Annotated in this window: 13 protein-coding genes; 5 read left to right on the forward strand and 8 right to left on the reverse strand. The window is 71.0% G+C overall.

Annotated elements, in window-relative coordinates; translation table 11 throughout:
• Positions 1-6: 6 nt before the first annotated feature.
• The 3 genes from ACGFIM_RS26315 (at position 7) to ACGFIM_RS26325 (ending at position 5,264) form a co-directional block, all read left to right on the forward strand.
• Positions 7-366 (forward strand): VOC family protein, encoded by a 360-nt coding sequence (locus ACGFIM_RS26315; protein ID WP_393204765.1) that lies wholly within the window; start codon positions 7-9, stop codon positions 364-366.
• 178 nt (positions 367-544) lie between these two features.
• Positions 545-4,498, forward strand: coding sequence for an ATP-dependent RNA helicase HrpA (gene hrpA / locus ACGFIM_RS26320; RefSeq protein ID WP_393204768.1), 3,954 nt, complete (start codon positions 545-547; stop codon positions 4,496-4,498).
• A 112-nt stretch (positions 4,499-4,610) separates the two neighbouring features.
• A complete protein-coding gene (locus ACGFIM_RS26325) occupies positions 4,611-5,264 on the forward strand; it encodes an HAD family hydrolase (RefSeq protein ID WP_393204771.1) in 654 nt (217 codons plus the stop codon).
• Positions 5,265-5,297: 33 nt separating this feature from the next.
• On the opposite strand, the gene ACGFIM_RS26330 is transcribed toward ACGFIM_RS26325, so the two are convergent.
• The 7 genes from ACGFIM_RS26330 to ACGFIM_RS26360 all read right to left on the reverse strand — a co-directional run bounded on the left by ACGFIM_RS26330 (position 5,298) and on the right by ACGFIM_RS26360 (position 12,694).
• Entirely contained in the window at positions 5,298-5,621 is a 324-nt protein-coding gene (locus tag ACGFIM_RS26330; RefSeq protein ID WP_393204774.1) for a DUF5709 domain-containing protein, read from the reverse strand.
• A 107-nt stretch (positions 5,622-5,728) separates the two neighbouring features.
• The gene (locus ACGFIM_RS26335) at positions 5,729-7,273 is read right to left on the reverse strand and encodes a gamma-glutamyltransferase family protein (RefSeq protein ID WP_393204777.1); all 1,545 of its coding nucleotides are present in this window, start codon (positions 7,271-7,273) and stop codon (positions 5,729-5,731) included.
• A gap of 34 nt (positions 7,274-7,307) precedes the next feature.
• Positions 7,308-7,619: a MerR family transcriptional regulator gene (locus ACGFIM_RS26340; RefSeq protein ID WP_364066789.1), complete on the reverse strand. Its 312-nt coding sequence runs from the start codon at positions 7,617-7,619 to the stop codon at positions 7,308-7,310.
• Between the two features lie 62 nt (positions 7,620-7,681).
• Positions 7,682-8,113, reverse strand: coding sequence for an Hsp20/alpha crystallin family protein (locus tag ACGFIM_RS26345; protein ID WP_393205890.1), 432 nt, complete (start codon positions 8,111-8,113; stop codon positions 7,682-7,684).
• A gap of 215 nt (positions 8,114-8,328) precedes the next feature.
• Positions 8,329-9,582 (reverse strand): MFS transporter, encoded by a 1,254-nt coding sequence (locus ACGFIM_RS26350; RefSeq protein ID WP_393204781.1) that lies wholly within the window; start codon positions 9,580-9,582, stop codon positions 8,329-8,331.
• A gap of 105 nt (positions 9,583-9,687) precedes the next feature.
• Positions 9,688-11,421: an ABC transporter ATP-binding protein gene (locus ACGFIM_RS26355; protein WP_393204784.1), complete on the reverse strand. Its 1,734-nt coding sequence runs from the start codon at positions 11,419-11,421 to the stop codon at positions 9,688-9,690.
• Positions 11,422-11,536: 115 nt separating this feature from the next.
• Entirely contained in the window at positions 11,537-12,694 is a 1,158-nt protein-coding gene (locus tag ACGFIM_RS26360) for a PucR family transcriptional regulator (protein WP_393204787.1), read from the reverse strand.
• A gap of 106 nt (positions 12,695-12,800) precedes the next feature.
• Between ACGFIM_RS26360 and ACGFIM_RS26365 the strand changes: the two genes are divergently transcribed.
• Positions 12,801-14,894, forward strand: a complete 2,094-nt coding sequence (locus tag ACGFIM_RS26365; protein ID WP_393204790.1) for a M6 family metalloprotease domain-containing protein — start codon at positions 12,801-12,803, stop codon at positions 14,892-14,894.
• A 61-nt stretch (positions 14,895-14,955) separates the two neighbouring features.
• On the opposite strand, the gene ACGFIM_RS26370 is transcribed toward ACGFIM_RS26365, so the two are convergent.
• A complete protein-coding gene (locus tag ACGFIM_RS26370) occupies positions 14,956-15,828 on the reverse strand; it encodes a hypothetical protein (protein ID WP_393204793.1) in 873 nt (290 codons plus the stop codon).
• Between the two features lie 64 nt (positions 15,829-15,892).
• On the opposite strand from ACGFIM_RS26370, the gene ACGFIM_RS26375 reads away from it, so the two are divergent.
• Complete coding sequence (locus ACGFIM_RS26375; protein WP_393204796.1) at positions 15,893-16,696, forward strand: tyrosine-protein phosphatase; 804 nt, start codon at positions 15,893-15,895, stop codon at positions 16,694-16,696.
• Positions 16,697-16,777 lie beyond the last annotated feature (81 nt).

Genomic DNA, 16,777 nt, shown 5'->3' on the forward strand with positions numbered 1-16,777 from the left:
GACACCATGACCGCCACCGGCATCGACTTCGTCGCCCTCCAGGTCCGCGACCTCGGCAAGGCCGCCGAGTTCTACGAGAGCCGCCTCGGCCTCAAGCGCGCGCCCTCCGCCCCGCCCGGCGCCGTGGTCTTCGCCACCGAGCCCGTCCCCTTCGCCGTGCGCGAGCCGCTCCCCGGCGTCGAGCTGCCCGAACGCCCCGGCGTCGGCGCCGTCCTGTGGTTCGCCGCCGACGATTCCCAGAAGCTGCACGACGAGCTGAAGGAGGCCGGAGTGCCGATCGTGGCGCCGCCCGCGGACAGCCCGTTCGGGCGCGTGTTCAGCTTCGCCGACCCCGACGGCTACGTGATCACCGTGCACAGCCGCTAGTCATGCCGTCGCACCGCGACACGCCATCGGACCCACTCCCGAGATCGTCCTCAGCCGGGCACCGAGATCCACCGGACAGGCCCTGGGACGGCGATATATGGGATGCGCGCGGCGGGCGCGTGGGGCAGCATGGACGGTTGGCTCCCGTGACGCGGGGCTCAAATATCCTGAAAGCAGTATGGGAACGCCTTCGTTGTCCTCGCCGTCTTCGCCTTCTCGCCCGTCCCGCCCTTCCCCTCAGGACCGACCGGCCCGTCCTGACCGGGCGGCCCGGCCTGCGGGGCCCGTCGCGGAGATCCAGTCACGCCTGCCCGAGCTCATGCCGCGCGACCAGCGGCGGCTGCGGCGCAGGCTCGACGGCATGCGCCGGGTGCGCTCCCGCGAGGCGCGCGACAAGATCGCCGCCGAGATCCTGGCCGACGTGGAGCGTGCCGAGCGGCGCCTCGAACGCCGCCGCGCGGCCGTGCCGGCGGTGACCTACCCGGAGAACCTTCCGGTCTCGCAGCGCAAGGACGACATCCTCGCCGCGATCCGCGACAACCAGGTCGTGATCATCGCCGGCGAGACGGGCTCCGGCAAGACCACCCAGATCCCCAAGATCTGCCTGGAGCTCGGGCGGGGCGTACGCGGTGTGATCGGCCACACCCAGCCCCGCCGCATCGCCGCCCGCACGGTCGCCGAGCGCGTCGCGGAAGAGCTCGGCACCGGGCTGGGCGAGGTGGTCGGCTACAAGGTCCGCTTCACCGACCAGGCGAGCGACCGCACCCTCGTCAAGCTGATGACCGACGGCATCCTGCTGGCCGAGCTGCAGAACGACCGCATGCTCGACCAGTACGACACGCTGATCATCGACGAGGCCCACGAGCGCAGCCTCAACATCGACTTCATCCTGGGCTACCTGAAACAGCTGCTGCCCAAGCGCCCCGACCTCAAGGTCATCATCACCAGCGCCACCATCGACCCCGAGCGCTTCTCCCGCCACTTCGACGACGCGCCCATCATCGAGGTCTCCGGCCGCACGTACCCGGTCGAGGTGCGCTACCGCCCGCTCGGCGAGGACGACGACCAGACGCAGGGCATCGTCGACGCCTGCCGCGAGCTGATCGGCGAGGGCCCCGGCGACATCCTGGTGTTCCTGTCCGGCGAGCGGGAGATCCGCGACGCCGCCGACGCCCTGAGCAAGGCCGAGTTCCGCAACACCGAGGTGCTGCCGCTCTACGCCCGGCTGAGCGCCGCCGAGCAGCACCGCGTCTTCCAGCCCCACACCGGCCGCCGCATCGTGCTGGCCACCAACGTCGCCGAGACGTCCCTGACCGTGCCCGGCATCAAGTACGTCGTCGACCCCGGGTACGCGCGCATCTCCCGCTACAGCCACCGCACGAAGGTGCAGCGGCTGCCGATCGAGCCGATCTCGCAGGCCAGCGCCAACCAGCGCAAGGGCCGCTCCGGCCGTACGTCCGAGGGCATCTGCATCCGCCTGTACGAGGAGGAGGACTTCCTCAACAGGCCGGAGTTCACCGACCCCGAGATCCTGCGCACCAACCTCGCCTCCGTCATCCTGCAGATGACCTCCATCGGGCTGGGCGACATCGAGGCGTTCCCGTTCGTCGAGCCGCCGGACCGCCGCCAGGTCAAGGACGGCATCAACCTCCTGCACGAGCTGGGCGCGTTCGACGCCGACAACAAGCTCACCCCGATCGGCCGCAGGCTCGCCCAGCTCCCGGTGGACCCGCGCCTCGGCCGCATGGTGCTGGAGGCGGAGAAGAACGGCTGCCTGCGCGAGGTCATGGTGATCGCCGCCGCGCTGTCCATCCAGGACCCGCGCGAGCGCCCCGCCGACAAGCAGCAGCAGGCCGACGAGAAGCACCGCCGCTTCGCCGACCCCGAGTCGGACTTCATGACCTACGTCAACCTGTGGAACTACCTGCGGGACAAGCAGAAGGAGCTGTCCTCGAGCGCGTTCCGCCGGCTGTGCAAGGCCGAGTTCCTCAACTACCTGCGCGTGCGCGAGTGGCAGGACATCTACAGCCAGCTCCGCCAGACGCTCGGCGTACAGCCCAACAGCCGGCCCGCCGACCCGCAGCAGATCCACGCCTCGCTGCTGGTCGGCCTGCTGTCCCACATCGGAGTCAAGGACGTGCTGGACAAGCAGCGCGACCAGGGCGGCCGGCGGCCGATCCAGGAGTACATCGGCGCGCGCAACGCCCGCTTCGCCATCTTCCCCGGCTCCGCGCTGGCCAAGAAGCAGCCGCAGTGGGTCATGTCGGCCGAGCTCGTCGAGACCTCGCGCCTGTGGGCCAGGGTCAACGCCAAGATCGAGCCCGAGTGGGTCGAGCCGCTCGCCCAGCACCTGGTCAAGCGCACCTACTCCGAGCCCCACTGGGAGAAGAAACAGGGCGCGGTGATCGCCCTGGAGAAGGTCACCCTGTACGGCGTGCCGCTCGTCGTCGGCCGCAAGGTCAACTACGGCCGCATCGACCCCGACCTGTCGCGCGAGCTGTTCATCAGGCACGCGCTGGTCGAGGGCGACTGGGACACCCACCACAAGTTCCTCAAGGAGAACCGCCGGCTGCTCGGCGAGGTCGAGGAGCTGGAGAACCGCGCCCGCCGCCGCGACATCCTCGTGGACGACGAGACGCTCTTCGACTTCTACGACCAGCGGGTGCCCGCCGACGTCGTCTCGGCCCGCCACTTCGACGCCTGGTGGAAGAAGGCGAGCAAGGAGCAGCCCGACCTGCTCACGTTCTCGCCGGAGATGCTGGTCAACGAGGGCGCCGACGTCAGCGCCCGCGACTACCCCGATACCTGGAAGCAGCTCGGCCAGCGGATGAAGCTGACCTACCAGTTCGAGCCCGGGGCCGACGCCGACGGCGTCACCGTCCACGTGCCGCTGGCGCTGCTCAACCAGATCACCTCCGACGGCTTCGACTGGCAGATCCCCGGACTGCGCGAAGAGCTGATCACCGCGCTGATCCGGTCGCTGCCGAAGAACCTGCGGCGCAACTTCGTGCCCGCGCCCAACTACGCCAAGCAGGTGCTGGCCGGGGTCAAGCCGGGCGGCGAGCCGCTGCTGGAAGCCGTCGAGCGCGAGCTGTTCAAGCTCACCGGGGTACGCGTGCCGCGCGACGCGTGGCAGCTCGACCAGGTGCCCGACCACCTGCGCATCACGTACCGGGTGATCGACGAGAAGCGGCGCACGGTGGCCGAGGGCAAGGACCTCGACGAGCTCAAGCGCCGCCTGGCCCCGCGCCTGCGCGAGACGCTCTCCCAGGCCGGCGACGACCTGGAGCAGACCGGCCTGCGCACGTGGAGCTTCGGCACCCTGCCCAAGGTGTTCGAGCAGGGCCGCATGAAGGGCTATCCGGCGCTCGTGGACGCCGGCGACTCCGTCTCCATCAAGATCTTCGAGACCGAGGCGGAGCAGCGCCGCTCCCACTGGCCCGGCGTGCGCCGCCTGCTCCTGCTCAACGTCACCAACCCCGCCAAGGCCCTGCTCGGCGGCCTGTCCAACCAGGCCAAGCTGGCCCTGTCGCGCAGCCCGCACGGCGGCGCGGTGGCGCTGTTCAACGACGTGATCAACGCGGCCGTCGACAAGCTCATGCTGGAGGCGGGCGGCGCCGTCTGGGAACCGGACGCCTACGACCGCCTCTACCAGCACGTGCGCGCCGACCTCTACGACACCGCGAGCGACGTGCTGGCCAAGGTCGAGCAGATCCTCAGCGTCTGGCACGAGGCGGGGGTCCGGCTCGACGGCCTGCGCCCGAGCGCCGCCACCGACGACGTGCGCGACCAGCTCGCAAGGCTCGTCTACCCCGGCTTCGTCACCGCCACCGGCTACCGCAGGCTGCCCGACGTGCTGCGCTACCTGCGCGCCATCGACCGGCGCCTCACCAAGCTGCCCGAGGACCCGTGGCGCGACGAGGAGTGGATGGACCGCGTTCACAAGGTCGAGGACGACTACGACGAGCTGCTGGACAAGCTGCCCCCGGCGCGGCGTGACGACCCCGACGTGGTGGAGATCCGATGGATGATCGAGGAGCTGCGGGTGAGCTTCTTCGCCCAGACCCTCGGCACCCCCACGCCCGTCTCGGAGAAGCGCATCGCCAAGGCGATGGACCGGCTGCTGCCCTGAGCGCTCGCGCGGTCGCCGGTACCCCCGGCGCGTGAGAGAATCGGCCCTTGCGTCGATTGTCCGGTTCGCTGGGGTCGGCGGCGCTTCACGTGACTCGGGCTTGGGGGCAAAGATGATCAGAACGGTGGTGTTCGACGTCGGCGAGACGCTGATCAGCGAGACCCGCATCTGGCACCGCTGGGCCGAGCGGCTGGGCGTCACGCCTTTCGAGCTCATGGGCGCCCTGGGCGGGATGGCGGCCATGGACCGGCCGCACACCGACGCCTTCCACCTCGTACGCCCCGGCGTCGACCTCGCCGCCGAGGCGGCGGCCTGGGAGCGCGACGACCCCGACGGCCTGCGCAACCACTTCGACGCCGACGATCTCTACCCCGACGTCCGCGAGGCGCTGGCGGCCATCAGGGCGGCGGGATACCAGGTGATCATCGCCGGCAACCAGCCGCGCCGGGCCTACGACGCGCTCGTGGCCATGGACCTGCCGGCCGACTCCGTCCACACCTCCGACGGCTGGGGCGTGGCCAAGCCGGACGCGGGCTTCTTCGCCAAGGTCACCGAGGTCGCGGGGTGCGCGCCCGGCGAGATCCTGTACGTAGGGGACCGGCTGGACAACGACGTGCTGCCGGCCGCGAAGGCGGGCATGCGCACCGCCCTGCTGCGCCGCGGCCCCTGGGGCCACCTGCACGCCGAACGGCCGCAGGCGAGGGCCGCCGACGCCATCATCGGCGACCTGCGTGCCGTCCTGCCCGCCCTGCGCGACCTCGCCTAGATCGCGCAGCGAGCGCGGGCAGGCCGGCGCGGGTCAGCTGAGGTCGTCCTCCGAGTCGATGCGCAGCGCCCGCTCCTCGGGCGACACGTCATCGGTGTCGCCGACGTACAGCGTGGCGATCTCCTCGTCGTCCAGGTCGGGGCCGAGCCCCTCGTCCGGCTGGGTCAGCCGGTGTTTGGGGCGCGGCCCGCGCAGCCGCTCGGGCGCCTCGCGCCGCAGGCGCTCGTCGAGCGTGTCGTGATGCCGAGGGTCGTCTTCGACGATCTCATGTCGGAATCCGAGGTCGTCGGTCCACTCCTCGACCTCGATCTCCTGCTCGTCGGCCAGACCGAAGCGATCCGGCGGCAGCTCCGTCATACGACTACCCCTACCCTCTGGACGGGCCGGAATCCTGGGATCCGGCCTTGTTCGAAAGCCTGGGCCGGCTCCTGGCGACCCTGTAGCGGCATCCGCTACCCGAGGGCTCAGCGTCCAATCGCGGATCCGACCCGCGAGCGCGGGTCGGCGGCGCCCGCGAGCATGCCGTCCTCCCGCACGTCGATGAGGTGGGCGTGGCCGAACGAGCCGCCGTAGGGGAGCGCCGCCACCCGGTGGCCGAGCGCCGCGAGCCCGTCGGACCAGCCCGCGCCCTCCTCCAGGTCGAGCACGGCGTCGTCGGGCGCGTCCCAGGTGTCGAAGCCGGTGCCGCCGGTGCCGAGCCGCCAGCGCGGCGCGGCGATGGCGGAGCCCGGCTCCTCGCCGTGGCGCAGCAGCCGGGTGATGACCTGGAGCAGGATCTGCGGCTGCGCGTCGCCGCCCATGGTGCCCACGACGGACCTGAGCGTGCCGTCGGGGCGCGTGATGAGCGCCGGGGTCAGCGTGTGGGGCGGCCGGCGGCCGGGGCCGTACTCGGCGGGATGACCGGGCTTGAGGGAGAAACCGATGCCGCGGTTGTGGAGATTGATCCCCGTACGGGGCTCGAACAGCATGCTCCCGAACCCGGCCGCGTTCGACTGGATGAGCGAGACGCCCATGCCGTTTCCGTCGATCGCGCACAGGTACGTCGTGTCACCGGGCTGCGCGGGCGCGGTGAGCCGCAGCCTGGACCGGGAGTCGATACGCGCCCGCCGCCGGTCGATCTCGGCCGGGTCGAGCAGGTCCTTGGCGTCCTCGTGCAGCACGTCGAGCCGGTCGTGCCCGGCGATCCTGGCCGATTCGGCGAGCAGGTGGGCCCAGACGGGGTGGGCGGGCGATGCGGGCAGATCGAGGCCCTCGGCGATGGCGAGGGACATCAGCAGCAGATAGCCCTGCGAGTTGGGCGGCATCGAGTAGACGTCGTGGCCGTACGCGCGGGTCTTCAGCGGCTCCACCCAGTCGGCGCCGGGCAGCGCCAGGTCGGCCTCGATGTACTCGCCGGCCCCGAGCTCGAGCAGGCCCTGACCGAACTCGCCGAGGTAGAAGCCCTTGCGGCCGCGTTCGGCGACGGCCTTGAGCGCGCGGGCCACGCCGGGCCGGGTGACGCGGTCGCCCGCGGCGCGTACGGAGGCGAAGTCGCCGCCGCCGGGCCTCCGGGCGGCGCTCGCCGCGCCCGCGAGCATCAGCGGCGAGGCGGGGAACCCGGCATCGGCCAGCCGGATCGCGGGCGCCAGCAGCTCGGCCATGGGCAGCCTCGCGTACCTGGCGTGGAGCGCGACCCAGCCGTCCACGCACCCTGGCACGGTGACGGATCTGATGTCGTGCAGGTGGGGCATACGGGTGTGGCCCTCGGCCCGCAGGCGGGCGGGATCGGCACCGGATCCGGCCCGTCCTGAGGCGTTCAGCGCGGTGACGGTCGCACCGTCGTGGACGAGGGCGAACAGGTCGCCGCCGAGCCCGCACATGTGGGGGGCGACGACCGCGAGCACGGCGTTGGCGGCGATCGCCGCGTCGGCGGCGGAGCCGCCGCGCTCCAGCATCGCCAGCCCGGCCGCCGATGCCAGGTGGTCGACGCTGCACACCATGCCGGATGGCGCGTATCTCGTGTTGTGCACGGCACGAGCGTACGCGCCTTCGTCACGCCCGACGTCACTCCTTCTCGCGCAGCCGCGCCTTGGTCTCCTCGAGCTCCTGGCGCAGAGCGGCGATCTCCCGCTCCAGCTCCAGGATGCGGCGGATGGCGATGAGCGTCATGCCTTCCTCGGCCATGCGGGTGACGTGCTGGACGATGAGGATGTCGCGTCGCGAGTAACGCCGCTGGCCGCCGCTCGACCGGCTCGGCTTGATCACGTCGTGCTGGTCGAGCCGGCGCAGGAAGGCGTGCTGCACCTTCAGCATCTCCGCCACCTGCCCGAGCGAGTAGAGAGGCGCGTGCTCGTCGTCGAGGGGCAGGTCCGGCATGTCATCTCCTCACGTGGTCGGGGGCGGGGCGGTCCGAGGAAGCCCGCCCCCCGGACCGCGTGTCAGGCCCTGATGGCCTTGGGCTCGCCGCGCTGGATCGCTACCTTACGCGGCTTCGCCCGCTCCAGAACGGGGATGCGCACGGTCAGAACGCCGTTCGCGTAACCCGCGTCGATCTTGTCGCTGTCGAGGTGCTCCGACAGGTAGACACGCCGCGTGAACGTGCCCATCGACCGCTCGTGCACGAAGAGCCGGGCGTCGTCGGGCACCTGCTCCTCGCGGCGGGCGGTGACGCTGAGGACGCCGCGGTCCACGGTCACGTCGATCGAGTCGGGGTCGACGCCGGGCAGGTCGAAGCGGAGAATCACGTCGTCGTCGCGGCGCACGCCGTCCATCGGCATGATCGCGCCGTCACCGTTGAAGGCCTGCCGGGCGATGCGGTTGAACTGGCGCTCGAACTCCTGCAGGAACGGGTCGATCGAGGTCAGCAACATTTCCACGTCCCTCCCTTGTTGGTTGTGAGCCTGTAGCTAACCTCCAACTTCAGTTATAGGTTAGCTGTGCATCCGTTCGCAACCAAATCGGGTAAAAACCTATTCCCGGCGAGGTCAGACGCTCGTCAAGCCGGAGTCGTCGGCGCCCGGGAGGAGGGGCGAGGCCGGGCGCTCGTCAAGCCGGGGCCGTCCGCGCCCGGGAGGAGGGGGGTGGGTCAGGCGTTCTCCCAGCCGGGCCGGAGCCGGATCGCCTGCCTGACCGTGCGGCCGGAGAGCCGGGCCAGCGCCACCGCCGCGAGCAGGGCGGCCGACAGGCACGCCACGCCGCCGATCTCCAGCGCCACGCGCGGGCCGAGCGTGTCGCTCAGCCCGCCGAGCAGCGGCCCGCCCAGCGCGCCCGCGGCGGAGCTGACGATGGACAGCGCCGCGATGACCCGGCCGCGCATCTCGTCGGGGCTGTCGAGCTGGGCACGCGCGGAGACGGTGGTGTCCAGCGCCACCGCACCGGCCGCGATCGGCACCATCATGGCGGCGAACGTCCACAGCGACGGCATCAGCCCGCTCAGCGCCTGGGCCAGCCCGGTCGCGAACGCCAGGACCAGCAGCAGGCGGAGCGTCAGCTGGGTCCTGGTGGCGGCCAGGAAGCCGCCGAGCACCGTGCCGACGGCGAAGACCGTGGACAGCAGCCCGTAGCCGCCCGCACCGGAGGCGAGCGGGCCGGCGCTCATGGCGGCCATGGTGACCTGGTAGTTGCGCCCCACGCTGCCCGAGACGAACCAGAGTGCGAGCACCACCAGCAGCCACGGCGTGCGCAGCACGTACCGCAGGCCGTCGAGTACGGAGCCGCTGTCCCGGCCGGCGGCGGCCAGCTTGTGGAACTCCCGGGAGCGCATGGCCAGCACGGCCGCGATCACCGCGAAGAAGGTGGCGGCGTTGGCCACGAACACGCCGCCCTCGCCGATGACCGGCAGCAGCGCGCCCGCAAGGCTCATCCCGAGGATGCGCCCCGCCGAGTTGAGTATCGAGCCGAGCGCCATCGCGTTCGGCAGGTCGGCGGGCGGCACCACCTCGGCGGCGAACCGGCCGAGCGCGGGCCCGCCGAGCGCGTTGACCACGCCGCCCGCCAGTGCCACGGCGTAGATGGGCAGTACCGAGGTGGTCCCGCTCAGCGTGATCGCCGCGAGCACGGCGGCGAGCGCGGCCTGCGCGAGCTGCGCGGCGATCACGACGGGCCTGCCGGGCAGGCGGTCGGCCAGCGCGCCGCCCCACATGCCGAGCAGCAGCGTCGGCAGCGCCTGCATGACGAGGCTGAGCCCCACGCTGGTCGCCGACCCTGTCAGGGTGAGGATGAGCCAGTTCACCCCCAGCACCTGCATCCAGGTGCCGGTGACGGAGACGAGATCCGCCCCCGCCCAGAGCCGGTAGTTGTGGTGGCGCAGAGCCCTGAACGTGGAGGAGGTCGAAGACACGAAGAATCCTTGCCGTACGGAAGCACCGAGGGGGATGAACACGCGCCTCCGCGACACGGATTCCGGTCTGACCGTAATGTGAGGGATGCCACGTTTAAAACGTGGTCAGACGAGTTCGGCGGGCTGGTCCCTGCTCACCAGGGCCGCATAGTGCCCGCCGCGGGCGATCAGCTCGTCGTGGGTGCCGCGCTCCACGATCCGCCCCCGGTCGAGCACCACGATCTGGTCGGCGTCGCGCACCGTGGACAGGCGATGGGCGATGGTGATCGTCGTACGCCCCTCGGCCAGCGCGTCCAGCGCCTCCTGCACGGCCTTCTCCGTCTGCGTGTCCAGCGCGCTGGTGGCCTCGTCCAGCACCAGGATCGGCGGGTCGCGCAGGATCGTGCGGGCGATGGCCAGGCGCTGCTTCTCGCCGCCGGAGAAACGGTAGCCGCGCTCGCCCACCACTGTGTCGTAGCCGTCGGGCAGCGCGGCGATGTGGTCGTGGATGCGCGCCGCCCGCGCCGCCGCCTCCAGCTCCTCGTCGGTGGCCGACGGGCGGGCGAAGCGCAGGTTGTCGGCGACGGAGGCGTGGAACAGGTACGTCTCCTGCGAGACCACCCCCACGGTCGCGCTGAGCGTCTCGAACGTCAGCTCCCGCACGTCCACGCCGTCGATGGTGACCCGGCCGGCGGTGACGTCGTACAGGCGGGGCAGCAGGTAGCTCAGCGTGGTCTTGCCCGAGCCCGTCTCGCCCACGATGGCCAGCGACGAGCCCGCGGGCACCGTCAGGTCGATGCCGGTGAGCGTGGGCGCGTCGCCGTACGAGAAGTCCACCTGCTCGAAGCGGACCTCGCCGCGCACGTCCGCCAGCTCCCGCGTGCCGGGACGGATGTCCACCGGCAGGTCGAGATACTCGAAGATGCGCCCGAACAGCGCCAGCGAGGTCTGCACCTCGACGCCGAGCCGCAGCAGCGACACCATCGGCCGGAACAGGCTCGTCTGCAGCGTCGTGAACGCCACCAGCGTGCCCACCGAGATCGCCTCCGTGTGCCCGGCGGCCCAGTAGATGGTGGCGGGCATGGCGGCCATCACGAGCTGGATGGACGCCTGCCGCCAGCGCCCCGCCATGCTGGTGGCGACGCCCAGCTCGGCCAGCTCGTGCGAGGACCTGGCGAAGCGCTCGGTCAGCTCCGCGGCGCGGCCCATCGTGCGCCCGAGCAGGATGCCGCTGATCGACAGCGACTCCTGCACCATCGAGGCGATGCCGGCGAGCTTGCGCTGCCGTTCGGAGGTGATGCGCTTGCGCTCGGCGCCGACCTTGCGGCTGATCCACACGAACACCGGCAGCAGCGCGAGGGAGAGCAGCGTCAGCCGCCAGTCGAGCGCGGCCATGGCGACGACCGTGGCGATCACCGTGGTCAGGTTGGAGACGAGCGAGGCGGCCGTCGAGGTGACGACGGCCTGCATGCCGCCGATGTCGTTGGCGATGCGCGACTGCACCTCGCCCGTCCTGGTGCGGGTGAAGAACGCCAGCGACATGCGCTGCAGGTGGGCGTAGACGGAGACGCGCAGGTCGTGCATGACCCGCTGGCCCACGGTGGTGGACACCAGCGTCTGCAGCACGTCGAACACCGTCGTCGTGATCGCGACGAGGATCATGCCGAGCGCGAGCAGCGTGAGCAGCCCGGCGTCCCTGTCCGGGATCGCGACGTCGAGCACCTCGCGCAGCAGGAACGGCGAGGCCAGCCCCACCAGGGAGGAGAGCAGGATGAGCAGGGCCACGACGGCCAGGCGGCCGCGGTAGGGGCCGAACAGCCCGATGATGCGCCCGATCGGCGCGCGCGGTTCCTCCGCCAAATTGGAGCCTCCTTCGCAGACGGCCATCCCCCACAGAGGGTAGGTGTGGCCGGCCGCCGGGCCGCGCGCGGGCGCGCGCTCAGGAGGGCCCGGGCAGGCCCGACGCCCGGCCGGGTCAGGACCGGTCCGGCGGGTTCTTCGGCTGGTAGCGGCCGGACAGGCGGGCCAGCTTCAGGCTGAGGTGCAGCGCCAGCCGCTCGCCGCCGTCCTTCAGGTCGGTGCGCGCCAGCTCCTCCACCCGCTGCAGCCGGTAGTAGAGCGAGGTCCTGTGCAGCCGCAGCGCCCGCGAGGTCGCCACCGCGCTGCCCGCGAGATCCAGGTACGTCTCCAGCGTCTCCAGCAGCGGCAGGTACTGCTCGTCGGCGAGCAGCCCTTCGAGCCCGGGATGCAGCTCCTGACCGGGCAGGCGGGTGAGCATCCGGTAGACGCCGAGCCTGGCCCACTCCGCGGTCGGCCCGAGCCCCGGCACCCTGGCCGCCACCTCGGCCGCGCGTCTGGCCTCCCGGTACGACTCCGCCGCCTGCGCGAGCTCCGGCCTGGACCGCCCGATCCCGACCACCACCGGCACCGGCATGGCCGCGTGCAGCTCGTCGGCCGGCACCGGCGGCCCCGCCGTGAGCAGCACCCCATGGTCGTAGCGCACCAGGTGCAGCGGGTGGTGCCCGCCCAGCCTCCGCCGCAGCGCCAGCAGACCCTGCTCCAGGGCGAGCCGGAGCGCGTCGTCCGGCTCGGCCGTACGCGGCCTGGCCACCTGCACGGTCACCGGCTGCGCCTGCGGGAACGCGCCGGCCTCGATGAGCTGCCTGGCCGCGTCCTCCTCGCCGAGCAGCAGTCCCGTCACCGCCTCCAGCTCCCGCTGCGAGGCGAGGTCGCCGGCCAGGCTCTCGTGGAATAAGGCCAGCGCCAGCCCCGGCGCCGCGCGGGCGGCCTCGGCGACGTCGGCGTCGGGCATGGGCGGTTCGGCGTCGATGAACCACAGGAAGCCGAGCAGGCCGTCGGCGTGCCGTACGGGGACGCAGACCCGCGGCAGCAGCCCCAGCTGCGGCGCGCCCGGGGTACGCAGCGGCTCGGTGGCCTCGTTGATCCCCGCGGTGCGCAGCCACTGCCGCACCTCGGGCACGGTGTGGCGGAGCAGGATCGAGTCGCGGCGGACGTCGTCCATGGCGCCGTTCTGCTCGCTGTAGGCGACGACCCGCTGGTGGCGGTCCTCCAGGAGCAGGGGGCGCCCGAGACGCGTGGCGAGCTCGTCCACGGCCCGCTGAAGATCCGCCACTATGGCACCTTTACCTGTGTTTTTCATCAAATGACGGAAATGTCACTACAAGTCTTCCCTACAACTGCTCGGTGATCTCCGTCAACAGTCTCTATACGGTCATGCCGTGAACGCCCCGAAGAAGCTGCTGAAGGGTCTCCTGGCGGCCATCGTGCTGTTTCCGGTGAGCCTGGTGGCGACCCCTGCTTCCGCAGCACCCCCTGAGAACCCGGAACATCCCTGGCGGCGCGATCACTGGCCGCAGACCCAGCCCTGGCAACTCGACCAGCCCATGGACGCCGGTGAGCGGGCCCTGCGCAAGGCGCCGGACAGCGGCCTCAAGCCCATCGACCCGCAGAACTGGAAGAACCCCGACAACATGACGTGGGCGGACTACAAGAAACCGCCCGGCACGAAGTGGAACGACCCGAAGGTCAAGGGGTCGCAGCGCACCTTCAAGGGCGCGCTCGTGCTGCTCGACTACCCCAACCAGCCGTTCGTGGTGACCCAGCCGCAGAACTCGACGGTGTACGGCAACCCGAGCGCCGAGGCCCACGACATCCCGCGTGAGAAGGTCGCCAAGTTCTACGAGGACTTCCTCAACACCCCGAACGCCCTCAACAAGGGGCACACCATCCACGAGTACTGGATGGAGGACTCCGGCGGCCGCATCGGCGTGGAGCTGACCGGGTTCGGCCCGTACATGATGCCGGGCAAGGACCACGAGTACGCGATGGAGTACCAGCGCGAGTCGTGCCCGGCCGGCGACACCTGCAACAAGAACCTGCGCGCCGACGGCAACGCCGCCTGGATCGCCGACGTCGGCCAGGAGGTGGCCGACCAGTTCGACTTCATCTTCTACCTCAGCGCCGGGCAGGACGAGTCGGCCACCTGGCAGGAGTTCGGGATGATGAAGTTCCCGACCAAGGAGGACGTCACCGACGAGTGGGGCCCGCCGGACGACGCGCTGCCCAACTGGTCGCCCACCCGCTACGTCGAGTGGACCTCCTGGCAGGCCGGCTCCAACTTCTGGCCCAACGCCCGCTTCGGCATCGACTCGGTGCAGGCCGAGAGCTCCGGCATGGCGACGTTCGCCCACGAGCTGAGCCACATCATGGGCATCGGCGACAACTACAACAACCCGTACGGGCAGCCGCCGCGGCGCTCGTACACCGGCATCTGGGAGATGCTGAGCCGCGGCAGCTTCAACGGCCCCGGAGGCCCGCACTCGCGCTGGCTGATCCCGCCGGTCGCGGGCGCGTCCATGGGCTCCCAGCACATGCTCCGCAACAAGATCAAGCTGAACATGGTGGACGAGGCGAACGTGCTGCGGCTCAGCCGCGAGGCGCTCGCCGAGTCCGGCCTGGTCACCGCCACGGTGACGGCGCGCGTGGTCAAGCCGGGCAAGAACGAGCTGTCCGGCATCAACATCGCGATGGACCAGGACCACAGCAGCTGCGACAGCACCGATCCGCTGTGCGACGGCGGCGGCTACGACAACTACACCGTCGAGGTCGTGGACCGCATGGGCAGCGACTCGTTCACCCCCGACTCCGGTGTCCTGCTGGCCAAGACCAAGGACGAGGACCGGGCGCCGTTCGAGTGGGTGATCGACGCCAACCCGCAGGACATCGGCATGACCGACTACGTGCTGCCCGACGGCACCAAGGTCCCGATCACCATCGGCGACTACCGCCAGCTCTCCGACGCCCTCTTCCACGCCGGCACCGACTCCGGCAGCGAGTACGAGTACGTCGACGAGGCCAACCGGCTGCACTTCTACATCATCGACGTGCACCGCAACCGCGAGGGCGAGCTGTCCTACACGGTCGCGATCCGCTCGCTCGACGGCGCGGGACCGCAGCGGCGCGGGGTCAAGCTGCTGCCCTCGGTCGGCCTGCCGTCCGGCAAGAACGTCTCCACCTGCACGTTCCCGCTGATCAACACCGGTAAGAAGGCCCCGGCGCGCGGGCGGCACCCCGAGGACGTCAGCGCCTACCTCAACGCCGACGTCTACCGGCTCAAGGCCGAGGTCCAGGGCAAGGGCTGGAGCGTCCGCCTGCCGAACGCGCTGGCCTCCGTGGAGTTCGGCAAGCAGAAGCCGGTCAGCGTGGACGCCGTGCGCGACGGCGGCGCTCACGTGGCCAAGGTCAAGCTCACGGCCACGTCCGAGAGCGACCCGGCCAAGACGATGACGGCCACCTGCACCGTCATCGGCTGACCCGGTTCGTCAAGACGGCGGTGGGGCGCGGCCGGCGCGGGCCGTGCCCCACCGTTCCACGCTAGGTCAGGGGCGAGCGGAGCAGCTCGCCCGCCGCCTGCCTGGCCTCCATGATGCTCTCCTCGAAGAGCTTGCGGACGTGACCGGCCTGGTCCGACAGCTCCCTCATACGTTCGTGCGCCAGCTCGTCGCGCACGGTCTCCGCCAGCAGCTGCTGGTACTCCGGCGTCTTGGCGGCGAGCTTCTCCAGCCGCTGGTGCGTGCGGTACGCCTTGTCCGCCTTGATCACCTGCTTGGCGTACTTCTCCAGGTGGCGTACCCGCCGGGTCAGCGACGTCCAGGCCGCATCCAGCGCGCTCGTGTACGGCCGGAACGCCTCCTCCATGTCCGGCGGCAGCTCGCGCGGCATCAGCTTGCGCTGCTCGGCGTGCATCGACGACAACCGCCGCAGCCGCTGCGCGATCTGCCACAGCTCCTCCGGCAGCGACACCTGGTTGTCCACGCTGTCGATCAGCCGCTCCTTGTGCACGGCGGAGTTCATGATGGCATCCACGGCGTTCTGTGCCCTGCGCAGCAGCATCTGGCACGGATGATCGAGGTCCTCGGGCAGGACGTAGTGCTCGGCGTGCGCTCTGGCCAGCTGTAGTCTCCGCCTGGTCGTGCGGTAGGCGCCGTCCGTCGCCAGCCACCTGAGCAGCACGATGACGCCGGCCCCCACGCCCATGACGAACAGCGGCGGGCTCCCGGTGATCATGAAAAGCAGCAGGAGGAGGGCCGGGAGGACGAACAACACGGCCGGATTGTGCGTGGTGTCCATGCGCGCACCGTTACGAGCCTGGCGGAGGATGTGCAGGTTCGACCGGAGCTCGGCCGAGACCTCGGGGCGCAGCGATGGATCGATCACCAGCCGTGGAGGCAGAGCTCGTGGATCCATACGTTCATGCTGCGTTATGAATCTCGAATTCGCTGCATTCTCGAGGACATATAGGGTCGTGATCGTGAGCGAGACGACGAGGTGGATCGACCTTGAAGGCGCGGTCAACGCGCGTGATCTGGGCGGACTGCCCACGACTGACGGCGGCCGCACCCGGCGCGGGCGCCTCTACCGCGCCGACAACCTCCAGGCACTCACCCCCGCCGACGTGACGCTCCTCGTCGGCGAGCTCAACCTGCGGCACGTGGTCGATCTGCGCTCGACCGCCGAGGTGCGGCTCGAAGGCCCCGGCCCGCTGACCCGGGTGCCGGAGGTGCGCCACCACCACCTGACGCTCTTCGCCGAGGGCGGCCGGCACACCGACGTCGACGCGGACACCACCCCCGACCGGATCGACGGCGAGCGGGTGCTGCCCTGGGCGGACCGGGTGCTCGACGAGGAGCTGCGGGTCACCGGGTTCTACTTCGGCTACCTGCGCGACCGGCCCGACGCCGTGGTGGCCGCGCTGCGGGCGATGTCGCTCGACGACGGGGCCGCGCTGGTGCACTGCGCGGCGGGCAAGGACCGCACCGGCGTGGTGTCGGCACTCGCCCTGGAGGTCGCGGGCGTCACCAGGGAGGCCATCGTCGAGGACTACGTGGCCACGGGGGAGCGGATCGAGCTGATACTCAAGCGGCTGCGCAGCAGCGACACGTACCGGGACGACCTCGACTCGCGGCCCTCCGACGATCACATGCCGCGCGCCCGCTACATCGAGCAGTTCTTCGGCGTGCTCGACGACCGTTTCGGCGGTCCGATGGGGTGGCTGGCCGCCAACGGCTGGACCGACGCCGACACGGCGGCCCTCCGCGCCCGCCTGCGCGACTGACGGCCGAGCGCCTTCCTGCGGCGGATCGTTTTTCTGCGGCGGGCCGTTTTCCGCGGCGGATCGTTTTCTGTGGCGGTGGGT

This window comes from Nonomuraea sp. NPDC049309 (assembly GCF_043196965.1).
Lineage (GTDB): Bacteria > Actinomycetota > Actinomycetes > Streptosporangiales > Streptosporangiaceae > Nonomuraea > Nonomuraea fastidiosa.